Source organism: Streptomyces sp. C1-1, from assembly GCF_050214755.1.
Classification (GTDB): domain Bacteria; phylum Actinomycetota; class Actinomycetes; order Streptomycetales; family Streptomycetaceae; genus Streptomyces.
In genome coordinates this window covers 5,364,846-5,387,992 of sequence record NZ_CP189826.1, presented here as the reverse complement: position 1 = coordinate 5,387,992, position 23,147 = coordinate 5,364,846, and the positions used below count along the sequence as shown (strand labels likewise).

15 protein-coding genes and 3 rRNA genes are annotated in these 23,147 nt (G+C 66.6%); 9 read left to right on the top strand and 9 right to left on the bottom strand.

Going from position 1 to position 23,147, the window contains the following annotated elements; all coding sequences use genetic code 11:
• Positions 1–26: 26 nt before the first annotated feature.
• The 3 genes from ACQF4J_RS24620 to ACQF4J_RS24610 form a co-directional block, all read right to left on the bottom strand.
• Complete coding sequence (locus ACQF4J_RS24620; protein WP_351560443.1) at positions 27–731, bottom strand: phosphatase PAP2 family protein; 705 nt, start codon at positions 729–731, stop codon at positions 27–29.
• A gap of 165 nt (positions 732–896) precedes the next feature.
• Positions 897–1,904 (bottom strand): bifunctional lytic transglycosylase/C40 family peptidase, encoded by a 1,008-nt coding sequence (locus ACQF4J_RS24615; protein ID WP_351560441.1) that lies wholly within the window; start codon positions 1,902–1,904, stop codon positions 897–899.
• 95 nt (positions 1,905–1,999) lie between these two features.
• A complete protein-coding gene (locus ACQF4J_RS24610; RefSeq protein ID WP_427166813.1) occupies positions 2,000–2,773 on the bottom strand; it encodes a trypsin-like peptidase domain-containing protein in 774 nt (257 codons plus the stop codon).
• Between the two features lie 425 nt (positions 2,774–3,198).
• Between ACQF4J_RS24610 and ACQF4J_RS24605 the strand changes: the two genes are divergently transcribed.
• From ACQF4J_RS24605 to ACQF4J_RS24595, 3 genes are all read left to right on the top strand, one after another.
• A complete protein-coding gene (locus ACQF4J_RS24605; RefSeq protein WP_351560437.1) occupies positions 3,199–4,566 on the top strand; it encodes a S53 family peptidase in 1,368 nt (455 codons plus the stop codon).
• Between the two features lie 183 nt (positions 4,567–4,749).
• Complete coding sequence (locus ACQF4J_RS24600; protein ID WP_351560435.1) at positions 4,750–5,031, top strand: hypothetical protein; 282 nt, start codon at positions 4,750–4,752, stop codon at positions 5,029–5,031.
• A gap of 233 nt (positions 5,032–5,264) precedes the next feature.
• Positions 5,265–6,569, top strand: coding sequence for a S53 family peptidase (locus tag ACQF4J_RS24595; protein WP_427166812.1), 1,305 nt, complete (start codon positions 5,265–5,267; stop codon positions 6,567–6,569).
• A 95-nt stretch (positions 6,570–6,664) separates the two neighbouring features.
• Here ACQF4J_RS24595 and ACQF4J_RS24590 read toward each other — a convergent pair whose 3' ends face one another.
• On the bottom strand, positions 6,665–7,258 hold the full coding sequence (locus ACQF4J_RS24590; RefSeq protein ID WP_427166811.1) for a hypothetical protein: 594 nt from the start codon (positions 7,256–7,258) through the stop codon (positions 6,665–6,667).
• Between the two features lie 8 nt (positions 7,259–7,266).
• Positions 7,267–9,321: a PrsW family glutamic-type intramembrane protease gene (locus ACQF4J_RS24585; protein WP_427166810.1), complete on the bottom strand. Its 2,055-nt coding sequence runs from the start codon at positions 9,319–9,321 to the stop codon at positions 7,267–7,269.
• A 535-nt stretch (positions 9,322–9,856) separates the two neighbouring features.
• On the opposite strand from ACQF4J_RS24585, the gene ACQF4J_RS24580 reads away from it, so the two are divergent.
• From ACQF4J_RS24580 to ACQF4J_RS24555, 6 genes are all read left to right on the top strand, one after another.
• Complete coding sequence (locus ACQF4J_RS24580) at positions 9,857–10,165, top strand: hypothetical protein (protein WP_014673544.1); 309 nt, start codon at positions 9,857–9,859, stop codon at positions 10,163–10,165.
• A 144-nt stretch (positions 10,166–10,309) separates the two neighbouring features.
• Entirely contained in the window at positions 10,310–11,110 is an 801-nt protein-coding gene (locus tag ACQF4J_RS24575; RefSeq protein ID WP_427166809.1) for a hypothetical protein, read from the top strand.
• Positions 11,100–12,446 (top strand): hypothetical protein, encoded by a 1,347-nt coding sequence (locus ACQF4J_RS24570; protein ID WP_427166808.1) that lies wholly within the window; start codon positions 11,100–11,102, stop codon positions 12,444–12,446. The genes ACQF4J_RS24575 and ACQF4J_RS24570 overlap by 11 nt, the downstream gene beginning before the upstream one ends.
• On the top strand, positions 12,443–14,002 hold the full coding sequence (locus ACQF4J_RS24565; protein WP_351560423.1) for an SCO6880 family protein: 1,560 nt from the start codon (positions 12,443–12,445) through the stop codon (positions 14,000–14,002). The genes ACQF4J_RS24570 and ACQF4J_RS24565 overlap by 4 nt, the downstream gene beginning before the upstream one ends.
• Positions 14,003–14,016: 14 nt before the next feature.
• Entirely contained in the window at positions 14,017–15,438 is a 1,422-nt protein-coding gene (locus ACQF4J_RS24560; RefSeq protein WP_351560421.1) for an ATP-binding protein, read from the top strand.
• A 12-nt stretch (positions 15,439–15,450) separates the two neighbouring features.
• On the top strand, positions 15,451–16,920 hold the full coding sequence (locus ACQF4J_RS24555; RefSeq protein WP_351560419.1) for a type VI secretion protein: 1,470 nt from the start codon (positions 15,451–15,453) through the stop codon (positions 16,918–16,920).
• A 13-nt stretch (positions 16,921–16,933) separates the two neighbouring features.
• On the opposite strand, the gene ACQF4J_RS24550 is transcribed toward ACQF4J_RS24555, so the two are convergent.
• From ACQF4J_RS24550 to ACQF4J_RS24535, 4 genes are all read right to left on the bottom strand, one after another.
• Positions 16,934–17,494: a GNAT family N-acetyltransferase gene (locus ACQF4J_RS24550; protein ID WP_351560417.1), complete on the bottom strand. Its 561-nt coding sequence runs from the start codon at positions 17,492–17,494 to the stop codon at positions 16,934–16,936.
• Between the two features lie 70 nt (positions 17,495–17,564).
• Positions 17,565–17,681: ribosomal RNA gene (gene rrf / locus ACQF4J_RS24545) — 5S ribosomal RNA — on the bottom strand.
• A 69-nt stretch (positions 17,682–17,750) separates the two neighbouring features.
• Positions 17,751–20,872, bottom strand: a 23S ribosomal RNA gene (locus ACQF4J_RS24540).
• Between the two features lie 302 nt (positions 20,873–21,174).
• Positions 21,175–22,699, bottom strand: a 16S ribosomal RNA gene (locus ACQF4J_RS24535).
• The 16S, 23S and 5S rRNA genes sit together here, the layout of an rRNA operon.
• Between the last annotated feature and the right edge of the window lie 448 nt (positions 22,700–23,147).

The following is a 23,147-nucleotide window of genomic DNA, read 5'->3' as shown; positions in this document are numbered from 1 at the left end:
GCCCCTCCCGGCTCCCCGCCGCAGGCCTAAGCCGCCAGGTCGCGTTCCTCCGACTCGACGTCCTTGCGGGCGCCGGGGAGCACGGCGTCCCGGCCCATACCGGGCCGGCGCCGGCTGCGGACGACCCAACCGCCCCAGGAGGACCCCTCGACGGCCTTCATCAACGGCGTGAGCAGGGCCATGGCCAGCGGCGACAGCAGCAGGGCCACGGCCGTCCCGAGCGCGAACCCGCCGACGACGTCGGTCGGATAGTGCACGCCCATGTAGACGCGGCAGAAGCCCTCGAACAGAGCCAGCGCGATCCCGGCGATACCGAACTTCCGGTTGGCGACGAACAGCCCGACCCCGATGGCCATGGTGATCGTCGCGTGGTCGCTCACGAACGAGTAGTCGGTCTTGCCGGAGACCAGGACGTCGAGCCCCTGGTGTTCCAGGAACGGCCGGGGCCGCTCGACGAAACCCCTTATCGGCACGTTCACCAGCACGGCGATCCCGGCGGCGATCGGCGTCCACACCAGCGCGGCCACGGACGAGGCCGCGTCGTCGGCGCCCCGCCGCCGCACGGACCACCAGCACCACAGCACGAGCAGCACCATGGCCAGCAGCAGCCCGTACTCCCCGACGAACTCCATGCCCCGGTCGAACCAGTGCGGGGCGTCCTTGGCCAGCCCGTTGATGTCGTAGAGCAGGTCGACGTCGGGGTTCGACCCGGATTCAGCGAGTCCAGCCATCGTGCCGCGGCCCCTTCGTCGTTGCTTCGGGCACTCGCGTGCGCCACTACGTCAACAGGAACGCACGGTCCCGCTTACTACGTTCCACACTCCACCGAATGATCACGCAGACGTTATCGAAGAGAGACCCGTTGCCGCAGCTCAGGGGGTGGTTTCACGCTCGGTTCACACCGTCGTGGGCAACGCTTTCGCGCCATCTTCGGTGACCCGGGTTGCCCCGAAGTACTCGGAAGTGTCGATCGGGTCGAACCGGATCACGGCGCCCGTTCGCGGCGCGTCGATCATGTACCCACCGCCGACATAAATGCCGACATGGTGGATGGCCCGGGAGTCGGTCGGATCCGCCGAGAAGAAGACGAGGTCTCCCGGCAGCAGCTCGTCGCGCTTGGGGTGCGGCCCCGCGTTGTACTGGTCGTTGGCCACCCGCGGCAACGTGATGCCGACACTCTCGTACGCGGCCTTCGTCAGCCCCGAGCAGTCGAAACGCCCGCCGTCCGCGGCGGTGCCGTTGCCGCCCCACAGGTAGGGCGTGCCCAGCTTCTTCTGCGCGTAGTAGATGGCCCCGGCCGCCTGCTTGCTGGGGTCCACCCGTGTCACGGGCGCCGCGAAGCTCTCCTCCAGCGTGGTGATCGTCTTGACGTAGTTCTGGGTCTCCCGGTACGGCGGCACACCCTTGTACTTGATCACCGCGTAGGCGCCGGCGTTGTACGACGCGAGCATGTTTTCGGTCAGATTCCCGGGTACGTCCTTCACGTACGAGGCGAGTTTGCAGTCGTACGACGCGGCGGACGGAATGGCGTCCTGCGGATCCCACACGTCCTTCTTGCCGTCGCCGTTGCCGTCGATGCCGTGCGTGGCCCAGGTCCCGGGGATGAACTGCGCTATCCCCTCGGCCGCGGCCCCGCTCCTGGCGTTCGGGTTGAACCCGCTCTCCTGGTACAGCTGGGCGGCGAGCAGCGCCGGGTTGATGGCGGAGCACAGGTTGCCCCACTTCTGCACGATGGCCGCGTAGGCGGCGGGCACCGAGCCCTTGGCGAGCGCCTTGGTGCCGCCGCCCACCCCGTTGAGGATGTTCCCGGCGACCAGGTAGACGCCCACGACGAGCAGCATCACGAAGGCCAGGGCGGAGCCGACAGCGGCGGACGCGATGATCCAAGCCTTACGCACCGTCAACCGCCCCTCGCCGCCCGGGAGTCGTAGCCCAGGTCAGTGTAGGGGCGTGCGCTGCGTTCCGGAATGATCACGCGGGGTCTTCGACCCCATTGGTCTCACGGATCGGCCGTGGCGTCCCGGTAGAGCTCGGCGGCCTCGGTCCCCAGCACCACGCTGTAGGAGATGTCGTCGGTGGAGCCGCCCTCCTCGTGCCCGCCCAGCACCCCGACGACCTGCCCGTCCCCGTTCACCCAGGGACTGCCGCTGGTACCGCCGCTGAGGGCGGGACACTCGATGCGCTGCTGCGTGGCGCTGTGCGCGGTGGGCTTGTTGGTGCAACTGACCGGCACCTCACGGGAGTTGGGATACCCGGTGATGGTGACGGCGGTGGCCCCGGTGGCCGTGCCGGCGACGAACCGATTGCCTCCGACGACGTCCTCGACGCCCTTTCCGCCCCTCGCCGCCACCACGGCGAACGCGACGTCGCTGTCCTCGTCCTGCCCCTTGGCCCACCCGTCGGGCAGGAACCGCTTGTGCACCTTCCACACCCCGTACGGGGCCTTCCCGTCCCGGTAGCCGGGCACGAAGATCAGGTCGCCGTCCCCGTCCAGGCAGTGCGCGGCGGTGACGACGAGGTCGCGTCCCGGACTGTGCACGACGGAGGCGGTGCAGAAATGCCCGCCGGCGAGCTTGCCGGCCCGGTCGGCCCCGAAGAGGGCCCCGACTCTCTCGGTCGGTCCGCCGGCCGCCGCGACGGCGGTGACGCCGAACGGCCCGGGCCCGTCATCGGCGGCCGCCAGAGAGGCGGAGGTGACGGCCGGCACGAGCAGCACGACGGCCGCGAACACGGGGCTGGAGACCCGCCTGCCAATGCGTGAGGTGCGCTTCATCGGCAACCACTGTGACCGACGAAGGTGAGAAAAGAGTCTGCCGTTCACTGAGATATCTCCGTGAACGGCGGCTTCCGGGGCGGGACGCTCGACGACACGGCCATGACATCCACGGTACGGCGGCCCCGCCGACCCCGCCTCCCGGCCCGCGCGACCGCCCCGCTCGCCGACCCCGGTCAACGCGCGTCAAGCTGTAGGTTTCCTGTGCTCCGGGTCAAACGGCGCCCATCCTCCGGCCATCCCGCCGCCATCGGGCAGCAATCCCGCAACCTCCTTCGGTAATGCGGAAGTCAGGATTCCGAAACTGGCTTGTTTGTCGCGTACTCAACAAGCCATCGTCGTCGCGGGCCGCCGCCCCCACCGGCAACCTCACCGGTGGACCCCCACCCGCAGGCCTCTGCACCCCTCACACAGGAGGCTGTACGTTGCGCAAGTCCACCCCCAACTCCCCCCACATATCCGGCAGATGGCGCCGGGTCGGGTCGGCCGCCGCGGCCACCGCGGCCCTGCTCCTCGCCGGCCTCGGCACCGCGGTCCACGCCGACGCCGCCCCGCGGACCGGCACGCCCGAGGTGAGCACGAAGACGATCGCCGCCCAGGTGGCCAAGGCCCACGTCCGGTACGAGAAGGCGGCCTGCGGCACCACCCCGAAGAAGGGGTACGCCGCCTGCGACGCCCTGCGCGTCACCGGCGGCACCACCGCCTACCTGGAGAAGCAGGCGGCCCTGAAGGGCACCGCCCCGAAGACCGTGAAACCGGACGCGGCCTCCGACTCCCCGACCGGCTACGGCCCCGGCGACATCCAGTCGGCGTACGGCTTGACCGACGCGGCCTCCTCCAACGGTTCCGGCCAGACGGTCGCCATCGTCGACGCCTACGACGACCCGAACGCCGAGGCGGACCTGGCCACCTACCGCGACTACTACGGCCTGTCCGCCTGCACCACCGACAACGGCTGCTTCACCAAGGTCTCCCAGACCGGCTCCACGACCTCCCTGCCCTCCGCGGACAGCGGCTGGGCCGGTGAGATCTCCCTCGACCTCGACATGGTCAGCGCGACCTGCCCCAACTGCGACATCCTGCTCGTCGAGGCCAAGTCGGCCTCCGACGCCAACCTCGGCACCGCCGTGAACGAGGCGGTCAAGCTGGGCGCCAAGTTCGTCTCCAACAGCTACGGCGGCGGCGAGTCCTCCTCCGACACGTCGTACGACTCCTCGTACTACAACCACCCGGGCGTCGCCATCACCGCCAGCGCGGGCGACAGCGGCTACGGCGCCGAGTACCCGGCCGCCTCGAAGTACGTGACGGCCGTCGGCGGCACCAAGCTCTCCACCTCCTCCAACAGCCGCGGCTGGACGGAGAGCGTGTGGAAGACCTCCAGCACCGAGGGCACCGGCTCCGGCTGCTCCTCCTACGACGCCAAGCCGAGCTGGCAGACCGACACCGGCTGCGCCAAGCGGATGATCGCCGACGTCTCGGCCGTGGCCGACCCCGCCACGGGCGTCTCGGTCTACGACTCCTACGGCTCCGACGGCACCGGCTGGAACACCTACGGCGGCACCAGCGCCTCGTCCCCGATCATCGCCTCGGTCTACGCCCTGGCCGGCACCCCCGGCAGCGGCGACTACCCGGCCCAGTACCCCTACAACGCGGCCGGTACCTCAGCCCTCAACGACGTCACCAGCGGCAGCAACGGCTCCTGCTCGACCGCCTACTTCTGCACGGCCCGGTCCGGCTACGACGGCCCGACCGGCTGGGGCACCCCGGAGGGCCTGGACGGCTTCACGGGCTGAGCACAGCAGCGCAGAACCTCCCCGACGGGTCACCGGGGAGCCGCCCGGGTGAGGAGTACGTGGGGTCTCCTCGGCGGCGCACGAGGAGGACGGGTCACGGCAGCCGGCCGTGACCCGTTCTCCCGTTCTCAGTACCATGCCCCGGCAGTACATCCGGTACATGACACCCACGGGGGGAACCACATGAAGCGCACGCTCGCAGTCCTGCTCACCGTCGTCGCACTCACCGCGCCGCTGACCGCCTGCAGCAAGTCGAAGCCCGTCACCGGCACGGTCGTCAGCAAGGACACGGACCACGAGTGCAAGACGAAGAAGAAGGGCAAGAAGAGGACCCGCAGCTGCCACACCGAGTACGAACTGACGGTCCGTACGAAGGCCGGCAAGGAGGAAGAGGTGGACGTCAGCAGCAGCGCGTACAGCCTCTGCGCCGAGGGCCTGAACTACCCGAAGTGCACCAAGCACTAGCGGCCGCGCATCGGCCCTCCCATGCAACTCCAGTGCGTGGCCTGTGAGTTGGGTAAAGGGCCGAAACAGGTTCAGTAATCCGGAAGTCAGAATTCCATAAGCCTCTTGTTGTCGCGTACTCAACAAGCGACAGTCGTCGCGGGCCGCCGCCCTCCGCCGGGGAACCCGTACCGGCGGATCGCACCCGCACCGCCCCTGTTCCACCCCACCCAGGAACATCAGGAGGCTGCACGATGCGTTCCACTTCCCCCGACAGACCTGCCGCCCACAGAGGATGGCGCCGCGCAGGAGCCGCGGCAGCCTCGGCCGCCGCGCTGGTGTTCGCGGGCCTCGGCACCGCCGTCCAGGCCGACGCGGCCACCGTCTCGTCGAAGGTGACCTGGACGGCCACCCCCTGTGCCACCCCGAAGCACAAGGGCGAACTGGCCTGTGACTCCTACCGCGTGACAGGCGGCCTGACCGCCTTCCAGAAGCAGCAGGCGGCGCGGACCGGCGTCACCCCCAAGGCCGCCGACGCCGCCACCCCCTCCGGCTACGGCCCCACGAACCTCCAGTCGGCCTACGGCCTGACCTCCGCCGCCGCCTCCAACGGCTCCGGCGAGACCATCGCCATCGTCGACGCGTACAACGACCCGAACGCCGAGTCAGACCTCGCCACCTACCGCTCCTACTACGGCCTGTCGGCCTGCACCACCGCCAACGGCTGCTTCAAGAAGGTCAGCCAGACCGGCTCCACCACCTCGCTGCCCTCCAGCGACGCCGGCTGGTCCGAGGAGATCTCCCTCGACCTCGACATGGCCTCCGCCGTCTGCCCGAAGTGCAACATCCTCCTCGTCGAGGCCACCAGCGCCACCATGGCCAACCTCGGCAAGGCGGTGAACGAGGCCGTCACCCTCGGCGCGAAGTACGTCTCCAACAGCTACGGCGGCTCGGAGTCATCCTCCGACACCTCCTACGACTCCTCGTACTTCAACCACCCCGGCGTCGCCATCACCGTCTCCGCCGGCGACAGCGGCTACGGCGCCGAGTACCCGGCCGCCTCCCGCTACGTCACCTCCGTCGGCGGTACGGCCCTGAAGACCTCCTCCACCACCCGCGGCTGGACCGAGACCGTCTGGAAGACCTCCAGCACCGAGGGCACCGGCTCCGGCTGCTCCTCCTACGACACCAAGCCGAGCTGGCAGACCGACACCGGCTGCGCCAAGCGCACGATCTCGGACGTCTCCGCGGTGGCCGACCCGGCGACCGGCGTCTCGGTCTACGACTCCTACGGCGTCACCGCCGGCTGGTACACCTTCGGCGGCACGAGCGCCTCGTCCCCGATCATCGCGGCCGTCTACGCCCTCGCCGGCACCCCGTCGTCCTCGTCCTACCCGGCCTCCTTCCCCTACACGAAGGCCGGCACCTCGGCGCTGAACGACGTCACCAGCGGCAACAACGGCAGCTGCACCACCACCTACCTGTGCACCGCCCAGACGGGCTACGACGGCCCAACCGGCTGGGGCACCCCGGAGGGAGTATCAGCCTTCACGGGCTGACCCGCCCCGCACAAGGAAGGGGCTCCGACGCCTGTGCGCCGGAGCCCCTTCGCCGGTACGCCGGCGGCAGCGGTGCGCGCTTCGGGGCCGAGTCTCTACGCGAGCAGGTCAGTCGCATTCCCGTACACGACGAGCGGAGGCACTGACCGACCACCCGCGCCGGCCAGTTGTGCAATCCTCGCAGCGGTCTCGGGCCGGACGGCCAGGGTGTCCGGCATCCTCACGATGTCCGGCTCCCCTTGGAGAACCACTGCGTCCCAGTCGGTTTCCTCCGTGTCCCCGGAACGGTCCACGACCAAGCCCAGACAGTCGTTCCACGTCTGCCGAATCGCCTGGGCGATGGCGCGAATCACCGATTCCTGCGCAGCCCCGAGCCCGTCGAGCCCGAACTCGATGGCGGCGGCACTCCCGTCCAGCCGGCGAACACGCACGAACACATCGGTCTGGGCGTCCAGCCACATCTGGAAATTGACCTCGGGGTCCGTGGCCAACTCCGCGGCCTGGGCGAGCTGCTGAGGCGAGACGGGAACCTGATCACCCCAGGAGTCGGGACCGTTCGTGATCGCCGTGACACGACCCGTCGCCGGGTTGGCCAGCCGGATTCCCGAACGCTCCAGGCTGTGGAAGAGGGAAGCGGGGGCGCCCTGACCCCACGCCTGTCGGTACCAGAAGAAGAAGCCGTCAGTCATCGTGGGTCTCACTTCGGGAATACGTGAACATTGTCGTCACCAAGGATCTTTCGAGCGACTTTCAGAGCTCCATCCGGAGTTCCCTCTTCGAAGTAGGCGCGCGCGGGCACACCCTGCAACTCCGCCGCGTACTTCAAGATCTGACACTTCTGGCCGAGTTTGGCGAGGTTCCTGGCCTTCGCGGGACCCCCGACGGCTATGTAGGAGCCGTCGCCGCCTATGACATCGACATCGGTGCTTCCCACATTCGGTTTGGTGACGATCAGTCCGGGCTTTCCCGGCCGGCCCGACGGTATGTGGCCGCCCGTCAAACCGGCAACCTTCTCCTCACGTGCGGCACCGACCGTGTCCGAGTCGGGTCGACCGCCCCTGTCACCGCCGTTGCCTGATCCCGACGCCGTACCGTCACCGCCGCCGCCCTGGCTTCCCAGCCCCATGAGGACGAGCCCGGCCGTTCCGAGGAGACCCGCGTTGAGGGCGGCTTCGGCTGTCACGGCGCCGATCGCTCCGGCCCCGGCGAGCGCGAGCCCTCCGGGAGGGAACAGAGCGAGCAGGGAAAGCAGCAGTAACGCGAACCCGAGGTACACGAGGAAGGTGTCCAACGCGTCGAGCAGATGGAACACGTGGATCGCTCTGCCATCGGGGCCGGCGTCCCCCAGCCCGCGCCACAGCAGCAGAGCTCCGGTCGTGGCGGCCCCCAGTGCGGTACCGAGACGGAAGCGGTGAACCGCCAGCAATTCCCCCTCGGGCTGGGCAGCCGCCGTCCGCCACGTGCGCAGCAGGGCGGTGAGCCGGTAGGCGATCCAGGCCAGCGCTGCCGTACCGAAGCCCATGAGGATCTTCGGGCCCGAACCGGTACTGAAGAACTTCTGGAGACCGGCGGTCGAGGTGAACGAGCCGACGCCCAGGAAGAGCAAGGAGGGCAGAACGAGCGCGCACGGGATCAGCGGCAGCCATCGCCGGCCGCGGCCCCGGGCCTCCCGCACTGCCTTCAGCAGGGCGCGGACGTCCAGCGTCCGCCAGGCCTGCTGGTTCTCGGAGGCGTCCATCCGGTCAGTGATGCCGGCGACCACCCGGTTCAGTTCCCCGACGGCGTCGGTCGACGCCGACGCGGCAGCGTAGAACAGGGAGCGCCGCAGACCGACGTAACGCAGGACGATCCGCAGGCTCCATGGTGGACGCCAGGCCGCGTAGCGCAGCAGGGCCCCCAGGCTGTCGCCGTCGGCACGCTCGGAAGCAAGCAGTACGCCCGGCAAGGTGCGCTTTTCACGGAGCAGTTGGCGCAGGTCGACGGCCATCGCGAGCGCCAGGCACAACAGGGGTGCCGCCCACGCCTTTCCGTTCAGGGAGTCAAGCCAGTGCGCGGCCGGACTGGTGGGCTCCTGGACCACGTAGTTGTTCACCGTGTGGTACGCGGCAGCGCCCAGGACCGGGAGCACCGCCAGCAGCCGCGCCCACCCCCGTACGCGCCACAGGAGCCCCACCCCCAGTCCGGCCATGGCCGTGAACACCAGATGGGAGAAGGTCTGGGTGACCCCGGGACCACCCAGGTCCAACTGGGCGAAAGGCGCCGGGAGCCAGGCCGTCAGCACCTGCTCCAGACTCGGTACATAGGGAGGCGACAGACTGTCGGGGATGATCCACCCCCCGCCGCGGGGGATCGCCCGGTCCGCGTCGAGGCCGTAGCGCAGGACACCTTCCAGCAGACCGAAGCCGCCGCCCAGTGCCGCGCCCAGCACCACGAAGTCGGTCAGCCCCCACTGGCGGCGCACCTTGACACTCAGACCGGCCAGCAGCAGCGGGGAGACCTTGATCAGCTCCTCCACCCAGGGAGCCACCGTGTAGCCCGTGGTGTTCACCACCGCCACCAGCGACCGACCCGCCCGGTCGGCGTAGAGGCGGGTGTACGCGAGCTCCACCAACGCCGTCACCACACCGCATCCGTACACGCCCACCGCGAACGCCGACAGCACGGTCGACAAGCGCACCGAACGCGTCGGCCAGGACACCGCGAACAGTTGCAGGACACCCCAGACGGCCGCGACCGTCATCACCAAAGTCACGCATGCCCCCGACGCACCGGAACGATAAGTGGTTCGCGATAGCGAACGTGATGCTACGTGGTCGTCGACTGCGCAACAAGGGATTTACGAGCCGCAGAGGGACAGCCCCGAGAAGGAGCAAAGGGGCACTCCCACGCCCGAGCCGTTGGAGTCACCGCCCCACCAGCCGATTGGCTGACTCTCCGTCACCGAGCGAACCGGCCACGGCCGGTATCGGTCGCGACCCGTTCGCCATGCCGGGTTACCCTTCACCCGGAGAACATCGGCGCGACCACTCACCCGACCAGCCGTCAGAACCGGCCCAGGTCACAGAAGGGGTCAACGACTGAACCACACACAGGTTCCGCTCAGGCCTCATTGCCCGGCGTGACCTGCCGTGATACACAGAGTGACCGACAGTGCTTTTCGTACGAAACCCGCCAGGCAATGACGCCAAGTCGACATACGACCGCGCCATTGTCGGCGAGAATGAGCCCGACCTCTGCACACCCGGCAGAGGGAACTGCGGAACTACCCACCAGGGGCGGTGACTTACATGCTCTTTGCGGCCGACAAGGGAGACATCAACACGATCATCGGCGGGATCGCTCCGGACTGGGGCCCCTTCGGCAGCCTGGGCAACGAGGCCAAGGTCATGATCGAGGTCGTGATGGCGGTGGCCATCCTGCTCTGTCTGGGCATCGCGGTCTGGGGCGCGGCCAAGCAGCGCATCGGCGCGACCGCCCTGCGCGACACCTTCAGCGCGGAACAGGGCAAGGGCCTCATCATCGCCGGCCTCACCGGTGTATTCATCATCGGCTCCCTGGGCACGCTCTTCACCATCGTGTACGGCATGGCCGTCTAGCAGACGTTCCCTCCTCCCCCACCCGCCCGTCGTGCTCCCCGGCCGAGGTTGCGTTTCCCTGATGTCGAGTCACCACACCGCGCCCGCGCGGCTTCCAGCACGGCTACCGTCGTATGTCTACGAGGTGGAGAGGGCGTACGCGGCATGAGTCTCGGAGACGAGGGGCAGACCCGGACCCGTCTGCCCGACAGCGGCCAAGACGTGTACGGGGGCGCGCGGCGAGGGGGCCGCACGTCGTCCCGGAGCCTGGTCACGGTGGTCGGCGTCGTCGTCCTCCTCATCGCCGCGATCGCCTTCGCGAACCGCGGAGGAGACGATTCCTCTTCGGCGAACGGCAGCGCGGACAAGCCGAACAGCGCCCCGACCACGGCAAGCGGGACGAAGCCGGTGCGGGGCAGAACGAACGGAATCCCCACCGGCTTCGCGCACGACCAGCAGGGGGCGCAGAGTGCGGCGGCGAACTATGCGGTGACGCTCGGGTCGACCGGCATGTTCACCAAGGACAGCCGGCACAGCATCGTGGACTCCCTCTACACACCGGCCGCGGCCTCGAAACTGCAGAGCGCCATGGACGGTGCCTACTCGTCGGACTTCCTCGGCAAGCTGGGGCTCGACGCCAACGGCAATGCCCCGCAGGGCAGCACGTTCGTCTCACGCGTCGTGCCGGTGGGCACGACCGCTCAGCAGTACAGCGACAGCACTGCCAAGGTCGCCGTCTGGTACCTGGGGCTCATCGGCATGTCCGGAACGAACTCCACCGACCCCGTCACCTCGACGTGGAAGACGTGGACCTTCGACCTGCAGTGGTCGGCCGATGGCTGGAAGATCGTCACGGATACCCAGAAGGACGGCCCCGCACCGGTACCCGGCGACGACAAGGCCGCCACCTCCGACGCAATCAGCAAGGCCATCAAGGAGTACGGAGGGTTCACGTATGCCCGGTAACCCGAACCGCGTGCTCAGGCTCGCCGGAGTCGTGACCGCCGTACAGACCACCGCGGTGCTGCTGGCCACCCGTGCCGCAGCCGCACCGAGCCCCTCTCCTTCGCCGACCAAGAGCAACGACCCCTGCGATCTCATCGTCGGCGAGGCCAAGAAGTACTGCGAACGCGGCAACAACGACAAAGGCACCAGTGGGTCCACCTCCCTCGACCCGACCTCCACGCTGGACCCCCTCTCCTCCCTCGCCAAGGGCTGCGCCAAAGCCGCCTCCTGGACCATCGACAAGCTCAGTGAGGCCGTGAAGGAGACGGCGAACGTCGACTTCACGAACCAGAAGTTCCTCCAGCAGTACGCGGTCGTCTTCGCGGCGTCGACGATCCTCACGCTCCTGCTCTGGCTCCTGGCCGTGGCCAAGCGAGCCGTCAGGGGCGTCCCGCTCACCACGGCCATCTCGGAGGCCGTCGGCTTCCTCTGGCTGACGGTCCTGGCGTCGGCGTTCACGCCCCTGATCCTGTACACCGTCGTATCGGCGGCGGACGGCGTCACGGACGTCCTCGCGAAGGCCACCGGCGACCAGACCGACGTGTTCTTCGGCACCTTCTCCGGCGCCCTCAACAAGGGCACCGACATCGGCGGCGGCCCGATCATGCTGATCGTCGTGTCCCTGGTCAGCATCCTCGCCGCCGGCGTCCTCTGGCTGGAGCTGGTCATCAGAGCGGCGCTCCTCTACGTCGGCGCCCTCCTCGGCACCGTCGTCTACGCCGGCCTGGTCGACAAGAACCTCTGGGGCCACGTCCGCCGCTGGGCGGGCATCATGATCGCCGTCATCCTGGTCAAGCCGATCATCGTGATCGTGCTGGGCCTCGCCGGCGCGCTGTCCTCCGCCAACGGCCCCGACTCGTTCTCCGCCGTGGTCTCCGGCCTCGCCATCATCCTGCTGGCCATCTTCGCCAGCGCGATGATCTACCGCTTCGTCCCCGGCTTCGGCGACGAGATCGCCAGCGGCCGCAACAACCGCATCATGCAGGGCGCCGAAGGCAAGGCGGCGGCCGTCATCAGCTCCCCGGCGAACATGGTCGCGCAGGGCATCAAGACCCACAGCACCCGAGCCAACGACAGCGGAGGCGGCGGCCAGTCCTCCTCCGGGGGCGGCTCCCGCCCGGCCAACCCGGTCAGCGGCGGCGTGGCCGCCCACAGCACCCGCACGCCGACCGGTGGTGGCGGCGGATCTGTCCCCTCCGCCGCACCCGCACCCCGTTCGGCCAGCCCAGTGAACACCCCGCACGCCAGCAACACCCGCAACAGCAGTACCAACCGCACGGGAGGTGAAGGGCGTTGACGACCGAGTCCCACCTGTCCCATCCGGTCACGCCCCGCCGTACGTATCTCATCGGCCGCGCCCGGCCGAACGCGATCGTCGGCCGGAACCGCGAGTCCGGCGAGATCGCGCTGATCATCGTGGGCGCGTTCCTCGGCATGATGTGCGGGCTCCTCGTCCCGGTCCTCTCCCTGCGCATCGTGCTGCTGATGGGCTTCCCGCTGCTCGCGCTGGCGGCGGTCTACGTGCCGTACAAGCACCGCACGTTCTACAAGTGGTTCGAGATCAACCGCAGTTACAAGCGCAACCTGAAGCAGGGCACCGTCTACCGTTCCGGCGTCATGGAGGCCGGCACACGCCTCGACGGCCGGGAGATCGAGATCGGCCCGCCGCCCGGCATCGGCCGCATCAACTGGCTCGCCGCCCCCTTCGGACCCGACGAGATCGCCGTACTGCTGCACGCGGACCGCAGGACCGTCACCGCCGCCATCGAGATCGAGGGCCCCGGTGTCGGCCTGCGCGACTCCGAGGACCAGGAAGCCCTCGTCGACCGCTTCGGCACCCTGCTCAAGCACGTCGCCAACGGCGACGGCTTCGTCACCCGCCTGCAGATGCTCGCCCGCACCCTCCCCGCCGACCCCGACGCCCACGCCAAGGACGTCGCCGTCCGCGGCGACGACAAGGCGCCGGGCTGGCTGCAGCAGTCGTACGACCAACTGCAGTCCATGGTGTCGACCAGCAGTGAGCAGCACCGCGCCTACCTCGTCGCCTGCATGCACTACACCCGCGATCTGGCCGCGGAGGCGCAGGCGATGGCCCGGGCAGCCCGCCCGCACAACGGCCGCAAGGTCGACCGGGACGCGGGTCTGGCGGTCGTCATGGCCCGCGAGCTCACGGACATCTGCTCGCGCCTGCAGGAGGCCGACATCCGCGTCCGCCAGCCCCTCGGCCAGGGCCGCCTCGCCTCCCTCATCCACTCCATGTACGACCCCGACCACCCCATCGACCACATCCAGGCGATGACCAAGCGCAACGCCTGGCCGGCCGAACTCGACGCCATGGAACCGACGTTCCTCCAGGCGAAGACACGGGAGTCCTCCACCCGCGCCCCCTGGTGCCACGCCACCGCCTGGGTGAAGGAGTGGCCGATGACCCCGGTGGGCGTCAACTTCCTGGCCCCGCTGCTGGTCCACACCCCGGACGTCATCCGCACGGTCGCCGTCACGATGGACCTCGAACCCACCGAGGTCGCCATCGAACGCATGCTGACCGAGAAGACCAACGACGAGGCGGAGGCGAGCCGCGCCGCCAAGATGAACCGCACCGTCGACCCCCGTGACGTGGCCGCCCACACCCGCCTCGACCAGCGCGGCGAGGATCTCGCGAGCGGCGCCGCCGGCGTCAACCTGGTCGGCTACATCACCGTCTCCTCCCGCTCTCCCGAGGCCCTGGCCCGCGACAAGCGGACCATCCGCGCCTCGGCCGGAAAGTCGTACCTGAAGCTGGAGTGGTGCGATCGCGAGCACCACCGTGCCTTCGTGAACACGCTTCCGTTCGCCACCGGCATTCGAAGGTAGGGGCTGATTCGCCGATGCGGGATCCGCTGTCCGTCCTCACCGACGCCTTCACGTCCTTCCTCTTCGGGAAGGTCGAGACGACCCGCCTGCCCGTGCGCACGTCCACCGGCCAGGCCCAGGCCGTCTACCTGCCGACGGCCGCCCCCGGCCTCGGCGACTCGGGCGTGATCATCGGCCGCGAGGTCTACTCCGGCAAGGGCTACATCTACGACCCCTTCCAGCTCTACGGCCAGCAGCTCCCCGCCCCGCACTGGCTCGTCCTCGGCGAGTCCGGCAACGGCAAGTCGGCCCTGGAGAAGACCTACGTCCTCCGGCAGCTGCGCTTCCGCGACCGCCAGGTCGTCGTCCTCGACGCACAGGGCGAGGACGGCGTCGGCGAGTGGAATCTCATCGCGGAGGAGCTGGGGATAACTCCCATCCGGCTGGACCCGATGGCGGCCCTCGACCACGGCATCCGGCTCAACCCCCTGGACCCGTCGATCACGACCACCGGCCAGCTCGCGCTGCTCCGGACGATCATCGAGGTCGCGATGGGCCACGGCCTGGACGAACGCTCCGGCTTCGCCCTCAAGGTCGCGCACGCCTACGTCAACGAGACGATCGTCGAGCGCCAGCCGATCCTCACGGACATCGTCGAGCAGCTACGGCACCCGGAGCCGGAGTCGGCCGAGGCGATGAACGTCGACATAGAGGACGTACGGGCGTGGGGCCTGGACGTGGCGCTGGTGCTGGACCGGCTGGTCGACGGTGACCTGCGCGGCATGTTCGACGGCCCGACGACGGTCGGCATCGACCTGGACGCGCCGCTGATCGTGTTCGACCTGTCCCACATCGACCGCAACTCCATCGCCATGCCGATCCTGATGGCGATCGTCGGCGTGTGGCTGGAGCACACCTGGATCCGCCCCGACCGCAAGAAGCGCGTCTTCCTGGTCGAGGAGGCCTGGCACATCATCAGCAGCCCGTTCGTGGCGCAGCTGTTCCAGCGGCTGCTGAAGTTCGGGCGCCGGCTGGGTCTGTCCTTCGTGGCGGTCGTCCACCACCTGTCCGACGTCGTCGACGGTGCGGCGGCCAAGGAAGCCGCCGCGATCCTGAAGATGGCGTCGACCCGGACGATCTACGCCCAGAAGGCCGACGAGGCCCGCGCGACGGGCCGGGTCCTGGGCCTGCCCCGCTGGGCGGTGGAGATCATCCCCACCCTCACCCCCGGTATTGCGGTCTGGGACGTCAACGGCAACGTCCAGGTGGTCAAACACCTGGTCACCGAGACGGAACGCCCTCTCGTCTTCACCGACCGCGCGATGACGGAGTCCTCCAGCGACCTGGCCGACGACGCCCTGCGCGCCGCCGAGCTGGAGGCGGAGGAGCGGGCGGCGGCCTTCGTGGAACAGCACCTGAGCGACTTCGACGGCACGTCCGAATCGACGGTGGCGTAGCGGGAGGCGGACGTGGTCAGACCGGACGACCGGCGACGACGGGACGACCGGGAGAGCCAGGGCGGCATCCCGGACGGCCTGTTGATCGGCCTGCTCGCCTTCCTCCTCGGCATGACCCTGCTGGTGTGGTCGGCGACGGGCCTGGCGGGCCTGTTCGCCCAGGGCTCCTGGCCGGACGGCGTCACCTTCACCCGCACGCCCCTCGCCATGCGCCACCTCATCGGCCACCCGCACGACATCACCGGCGCCTGGCCGGACACCCCCCATACGCAGCTCTCCGGGTACGGGCTGTTCTGGGGCCTGTTCATCGGTCAGCTGATGGTGCTGTTCGTGCTGACCGTGTTCCTGATGGGCACGGTGGCCCGGTGGCGGGCCGGGCGTATGAGGCGGCGCCTGGAGCGGTCGGCGGCACTGGAGAGGGCCACGGCGGCGGTGACCGTACCGGAGCCCGAGCCGGAGGCACGCCCGCTGCCCCCGCCCGCGGAGGTCCACGAGGTGCCGGTCCCCCGGACCGAGCCCCTCCTGCCGCAGCCGACGGAAGTGCTGCAGCACCCGACCGTCCCCCTGGTGCACTACGGCCCTCCCGCGAGCCGCCAGGCGGCGGCCACGCAGGCCGTGCGGGACGCGGAGGGCCCCGCCGTGGTCGTCACGTCCAACCCCACCGTATGGCAGGACACGAAGGACGCCCGGGCCAAACTGGGCCCCGTCCACCTCTACGACCCCACCCACCTCTGCGACACCCCGGCCCGTCTCCACTGGTCTCCCACGGCGGGCTGCGAGGAGAAGCAGACGGCGACGGAGAGGGCGGCCGCGATACTGGCGCCCATCCGCCCCACGGCCAAGCTGGACGAGGCCCTGTCGGCCACCGCGGAAACGCTCCTGCGGACCTACCTGCACGCCGCCGCGGTGGACGGCCGCACCATCCGCCACGTCCACCGCTGGTCCCAGGGCACCCAGGTCCAGGACGCGGTCCGCATTCTCCGTACGAACCCCAAGGCGTCCCCCGGCTCCGCCGGCGAACTCGAGGCCGCGCTCACCGCCCACCCCGAACGCCGTGACATGGCCCAGGAACTGACGAGCCGAGCCCTCTCGGCCCTCTTCACGGTGAACATCCGTGAGGCCTGCACACCCAACCGAAGCGACGCCCTCGCCTTGGATTCCTTCGTCCACGAAGGGGGCACGCTTTATGTAGTGGGGGAATCCATCGAGGACCCCAGGACCAATCCGGGCGCGATGCCTCTCCTGACGGCCCTCGTCTCCAGCGTGGTCGAGCGCGGCCGGCACATGGCCGAACGGTCATCCTCCGGTCGCCTCGACCCACCACTGACGCTCGTCCTCGACGACGTGGCCGCCGTGGCCCCGCTACCGCAGCTGCCGGAGCTGCTGGCCGCCGGAGCGGACCGGGGCCTGCCGACGCTTGCCCTGCTCCGCTCCCGGGAGCAGGGCCGCGCCCGCTGGCCGCACGACGAACTGCCGGTCTAGCCGGTCCAGCCGGTCAGACCGCCTCATGCTCCTCGCGCTCCAGGGCGAACTCCAGTTCCAACTGCCCCGGGGCCGCCGCCAACGGCACGGTCACACCGGTGGGCGCGAAGCCGACCTTCCGATACAGCCGCTGAGCCCGCCCGTTGTCCTCGTGCACGATGAGCCGCACCCGCTCGGCGCCCTGCGCCCAGGCCCAGTCCAGACCGGCCTCGAACAGCACCTCGGTCAGCCCGATGCCACGGTGCTCGGGCCGCACGAACACGCCGACGACATGCCCCTGCCGCCGCTCGATCGGAAACCCGGCCCAGTCGGTGGACCCGGCCTCCTCCATCAGCACGGTAATCGTCCCGACCCATTCGCCGTCCGGACCCTCGGCAATGATCTGCTGCGCTCCGGAAGCCCCCTCGGCTCCGCCGGCCGCCCGCTCCTGCCAGAAGGAATCCGACCTGGCCGCGGCCTGCTCGTAGGTCTCCAGGAAGGCGAGGTGCGCGACGGGGTCCTGAAGAGAGGCGAGTCGCAGCGCCTTCACCTCACGCCACTCGTCGGCGCGTATGGAACGGACTTTGTAGGTCATGCCAGCAACGGTAGCCGAACGCAGAAAACCCCCGGACCGGTATCCCCGGCCGGGGGTTTTCTCAAAATTTGTTCGGCGGCGTCCTACTCTCCCACAGGGTCCCCCCTGCAGTACCATCGGCGCTGTAAGGCTTAGCTTCCGGGTTCGGAATGTAACCGGGCGTTTCCCTCACGCTATAACCACCGAAACACTATGAAGTTGGACCGGAAAAAACACGGTCGTTGCCTCAGAACTAACACAGTGGACGCGAGCAACTGAGGACAAGCCCTCGGCCTATTAGTACCGGTCACCTCCACACGTTACCGTGCTTCCAGATCCGGCCTATCAACCCAGTCGTCTACTGGGAGCCTTACCCCATCAAGTGGGTGGGAGTCCTCATCTCGAAGCAGGCTTCCCGCTTAGATGCTTTCAGCGGTTATCCCTCCCGAACGTAGCCAACCAGCCATGCCCTTGGCAGGACAACTGGCACACCAGAGGTTCGTCCGTCCCGGTCCTCTCGTACTAGGGACAGCCCTTCTCAAGACTCCTACGCGCACAGCGGATAGGGACCGAACTGTCTCACGACGTTCTAAACCCAGCTCGCGTACCGCTTTAATGGGCGAACAGCCCAACCCTTGGGACCGACTCCAGCCCCAGGATGCGACGAGCCGACATCGAGGTGCCAAACCATCCCGTCGATATGGACTCTTGGGGAAGATCAGCCTGTTATCCCCGGGGTACCTTTTATCCGTTGAGCGACGGCGCTTCCACAAGCCACCGCCGGATCACTAGTCCCGACTTTCGTCCCTGCTCGACCCGTCGGTCTCACAGTCAAGCTCCCTTGTGCACTTACACTCAACACCTGATTGCCAACCAGGCTGAGGGAACCTTTGGGCGCCTCCGTTACTCTTTAGGAGGCAACCGCCCCAGTTAAACTACCCATCAGACACTGTCCCTGATCCGGATCACGGACCCAGGTTAGACATCCAGCACGACCAGACTGGTATTTCAACGACGACTCACCGCGAACTGGCGTCCGCGTTTCAAAGTCTCCCAGCTATCCTACACAAGCCGAACCGAACACCAATATCAAACTGTAGTAAAGGTCCCGGGGTCTTTCCGTCCTGCTGCGCGAAACGAGCATCTTTACTCGTAGTGCAATTTCACCGGGCCTATGGTTGAGACAGTCGAGAAGTCGTTACGCCATTCGTGCAGGTCGGAACTTACCCGACAAGGAATTTCGCTACCTTAGGATGGTTATAGTTACCACCGCCGTTTACTGGCGCTTAAGTTCTCAGCTTCGCCTGGACGAATCCAAGCTAACCGGTCCCCTTAACGTTCCAGCACCGGGCAGGCGTCAGTCCGTATACATCGCCTTACGGCTTCGCACGGACCTGTGTTTTTAGTAAACAGTCGCTTCTCGCTGGTCTCTGCGGCCACCCCCAGCTCGAACAGCAAGTGTTCTCACCAGGTGTGGCCCCCCTTCTCCCGAAGTTACGGGGGCATTTTGCCGAGTTCCTTAACCATAGTTCACCCGAACGCCTCGGTATTCTCTACCTGACCACCTGAGTCGGTTTAGGGTACGGGCCGCCATGAAACTCGCTAGAGGCTTTTCTCGACAGCATAGGATCATCCACTTCACCACAATCGGCTCGGCATCAGGTCTCAGACACATGAGCGGCGGATTTGCCTACCACTCGTCCTACACCCTTACCCCGGGACAACCACCGCCCGGGATGGACTACCTTCCTGCGTCACCCCATCACTCACCTACTACCAGCTCGGGTCACCGGCTCCACCACTCCGACCTCGTCCGAAGACTCAGCCGGCGGCTTCACGGGCTTAGCATCACTGGATTCAATGTTTGACGCTTCACAGCGGGTACCGGAATATCAACCGGTTATCCATCGACTACGCCTGTCGGCCTCGCCTTAGGTCCCGACTTACCCTGGGCAGATCAGCTTGACCCAGGAACCCTTAGTCAATCGGCGCAAACGTTTCTCACGTTTGTATCGCTACTCATGCCTGCATTCTCACTCGTCAACCGTCCACAACTACCTTCCGGTGCTGCTTCACCCGGCAGACGACGCTCCCCTACCCATCACAGCGGGCGTTGGCCCTCATGCTGCAATGACACGACTTCGGCGGTACGCTTGAGCCCCGCTACATTGTCGGCGCGGAATCACTAGACCAGTGAGCTATTACGCACTCTTTCAAGGGTGGCTGCTTCTAAGCCAACCTCCTGGTTGTCTCTGCGACTCCACATCCTTTCCCACTTAGCGTACGCTTAGGGGCCTTAGTCGATGCTCTGGGCTGTTTCCCTCTCGACCATGGAGCTTATCCCCCACAGTCTCACTGCCGTGCTCTCACTTACCGGCATTCGGAGTTTGGCTAAGGTCAGTAACCCGGTAGGGCCCATCGCCTATCCAGTGCTCTACCTCCGGCAAGAAACACACGACGCTGCACCTAAATGCATTTCGGGGAGAACCAGCTATCACGGAGTTTGATTGGCCTTTCACCCCTAACCACAGGTCATCCCCCAGGTTTTCAACCCTGGTGGGTTCGGTCCTCCACGAAGTCTTACCTCCGCTTCAACCTGCCCATGGCTAGATCACTCCGCTTCGGGTCTTGAGCGTGCTACTAAAACGCCCTGTTCGGACTCGCTTTCGCTACGGCTACCCCACCCGGGTTAACCTCGCAACACACCGCAAACTCGCAGGCTCATTCTTCAAAAGGCACGCAGTCACGAGAACAAGGCAAGCCTTGTTCCGACGCTCCCACGGCTTGTAGGCACACGGTTTCAGGTACTATTTCACTCCGCTCCCGCGGTACTTTTCACCATTCCCTCACGGTACTATCCGCTATCGGTCACCAGGGAATATTTAGGCTTAGCGGGTGGTCCCGCCAGATTCACACGGGATTTCTCGGGCCCCGTGCTACTTGGGTGTCTCTCAAACGAGCCGCTGACGTTTCGACTACGGGGGTCTTACCCTCTACGCCGGACCTTTCGCATGTCCTTCGCCTACATCAACGGTTTCTGACTCGTCCTGCCGCCGGCAGACGACAGAAGAGAGATCCCACAACCCCCACGACGCAACCCCTGCCGGGTCTCACACGTCGTAGGTTTGGCCTCATCCGGTTTCGCTCGCCACTACTCCCGGAATCACGGTTGTTTTCTCTTCCTGCGGGTACTGAGATGTTTCACTTCCCCGCGTTCCCTCCACTTGCCCTATGTGTTCAGGCAAGGGTGACAGCCCATGACGACTGCCGGGTTTCCCCATTCGGACACCCCCGGATCAAAGCCTGGTTGACGACTCCCCGGGGCCTATCGTGGCCTCCCACGTCCTTCATCGGTTCCTGGTGCCAAGGCATCCACCGTGCGCCCTTAAAAACTTGGCCACAGATGCTCGCGTCCACTGTGCAGTTCTCAAACAACGACCAGCCACCCATCACCCCGAGCTTCCACTCGAGTTCACTGGGGCCGGCGACTGAGGAAAAACCATTCCCTCAGACACCCAACAGCGTGCCCGGCCGGCTCCCGCCCGGAGATCATGCGTTCCACGCTCTTGCGAGCAGTACTAGCAGCCTCCGACCCAGAACCCGGCCGAATAGTCAACGTTCCACCCATGAGCAACCAGCATCAGACATTCGCCGATGTACTGGCCTCTGACCGAGCGAACTCGGTAAGAAGTGCTCCTTAGAAAGGAGGTGATCCAGCCGCACCTTCCGGTACGGCTACCTTGTTACGACTTCGTCCCAATCGCCAGTCCCACCTTCGACAGCTCCCTCCCACAAGGGGTTGGGCCACCGGCTTCGGGTGTTACCGACTTTCGTGACGTGACGGGCGGTGTGTACAAGGCCCGGGAACGTATTCACCGCAGCAATGCTGATCTGCGATTACTAGCGACTCCGACTTCATGGGGTCGAGTTGCAGACCCCAATCCGAACTGAGACCGGCTTTTTGAGATTCGCTCCACCTCACGGTATCGCAGCTCATTGTACCGGCCATTGTAGCACGTGTGCAGCCCAAGACATAAGGGGCATGATGACTTGACGTCGTCCCCACCTTCCTCCGAGTTGACCCCGGCGGTCTCCCGTGAGTCCCCAGCACCACAAGGGCCTGCTGGCAACACGGGACAAGGGTTGCGCTCGTTGCGGGACTTAACCCAACATCTCACGACACGAGCTGACGACAGCCATGCACCACCTGTACACCGACCACAAGGGGGCGCCCATCTCTGGACGTTTCCGGTGTATGTCAAGCCTTGGTAAGGTTCTTCGCGTTGCGTCGAATTAAGCCACATGCTCCGCCGCTTGTGCGGGCCCCCGTCAATTCCTTTGAGTTTTAGCCTTGCGGCCGTACTCCCCAGGCGGGGAACTTAATGCGTTAGCTGCGGCACCGACGACGTGGAATGTCGCCAACACCTAGTTCCCACCGTTTACGGCGTGGACTACCAGGGTATCTAATCCTGTTCGCTCCCCACGCTTTCGCTCCTCAGCGTCAGTAATGGCCCAGAGATCCGCCTTCGCCACCGGTGTTCCTCCTGATATCTGCGCATTTCACCGCTACACCAGGAATTCCGATCTCCCCTACCACACTCTAGCTAGCCCGTATCGACTGCAGACCCGAGGTTAAGCCTCGGGCTTTCACAATCGACGTGACAAGCCGCCTACGAGCTCTTTACGCCCAATAATTCCGGACAACGCTTGCGCCCTACGTATTACCGCGGCTGCTGGCACGTAGTTAGCCGGCGCTTCTTCTGCAGGTACCGTCACTTTCGCTTCTTCCCTGCTGAAAGAGGTTTACAACCCGAAGGCCGTCATCCCTCACGCGGCGTCGCTGCATCAGGCTTTCGCCCATTGTGCAATATTCCCCACTGCTGCCTCCCGTAGGAGTCTGGGCCGTGTCTCAGTCCCAGTGTGGCCGGTCGCCCTCTCAGGCCGGCTACCCGTCGTCGCCTTGGTGAGCCATTACCTCACCAACAAGCTGATAGGCCGCGGGCTCATCCTTCACCGCCGGAGCTTTTAACCCTCACAGATGCCTGCGAGAGTGTTATCCGGTATTAGACCCCGTTTCCAGGGCTTGTCCCAGAGTGAAGGGCAGATTGCCCACGTGTTACTCACCCGTTCGCCACTAATCCCCACCGAAGTGGTTCATCGTTCGACTTGCATGTGTTAAGCACGCCGCCAGCGTTCGTCCTGAGCCAGGATCAAACTCTCCGTGAATGTTTTCCCGTAATCGGGATGAACACCACGAGAGCGGAACAGTCGAGCGGAATAGGCCCGACCGTTCACAGCGTCCTCGCTGTGTTTTCTTCAAAGGAACCTCGCCACCAGGAAATCCCGGTGTCGGGGTATCAACATATCTGGCGTTGACTTTTGGCACGCTGTTGAGTTCTCAAGGAACGGTCGCTTCCTTTGTACTCACCCTCTCGGGCTTTCCTCCGGGCGCTTCCCTTCGGTCTTGCGTTTCCGACTCTATCAGATCCTTTCGGCGTCTGATTCCCAGTCAGAGGGGGTTGTCTTCCCGGCTGTTGGGCCGTTCCGACGTCTCAAACCTTAGCGGATCCTCTCGGCGATTCCCAATCGGGCCGCCGAGATCCAAATCGAATTGAATTCGGGCACGCCGAAATCAACCCGGTTGGGAGATCGTGCTGATGGTTTGGTTGCCGCT

Coding starts and splice junctions, on each gene's coding strand:
- ACQF4J_RS24620 (WP_351560443.1), bottom strand. CDS start 731: ATGGCTGGACTCGCTGAATCCGGGTCGAACCCCGACGTCGACCTGCTC.
- ACQF4J_RS24610 (WP_427166813.1), bottom strand. CDS start 2,773: ATGAAGCGCACCTCACGCATTGGCAGGCGGGTCTCCAGCCCCGTGTTC.
- ACQF4J_RS24600 (WP_351560435.1), top strand. CDS start 4,750: ATGAAGCGCACGCTCGCAGTCCTGCTCACCGTCGTCGCACTCACCGCG.
- ACQF4J_RS24595 (WP_427166812.1), top strand. CDS start 5,265: ATGCGTTCCACTTCCCCCGACAGACCTGCCGCCCACAGAGGATGGCGC.
- ACQF4J_RS24590 (WP_427166811.1), bottom strand. CDS start 7,258: ATGACTGACGGCTTCTTCTTCTGGTACCGACAGGCGTGGGGTCAGGGC.
- ACQF4J_RS24580 (WP_014673544.1), top strand. CDS start 9,857: ATGCTCTTTGCGGCCGACAAGGGAGACATCAACACGATCATCGGCGGG.
- ACQF4J_RS24575 (WP_427166809.1), top strand. CDS start 10,310: ATGAGTCTCGGAGACGAGGGGCAGACCCGGACCCGTCTGCCCGACAGC.
- ACQF4J_RS24570 (WP_427166808.1), top strand. CDS start 11,100: ATGCCCGGTAACCCGAACCGCGTGCTCAGGCTCGCCGGAGTCGTGACC.
- ACQF4J_RS24560 (WP_351560421.1), top strand. CDS start 14,017: ATGCGGGATCCGCTGTCCGTCCTCACCGACGCCTTCACGTCCTTCCTC.
- ACQF4J_RS24550 (WP_351560417.1), bottom strand. CDS start 17,494: ATGACCTACAAAGTCCGTTCCATACGCGCCGACGAGTGGCGTGAGGTG.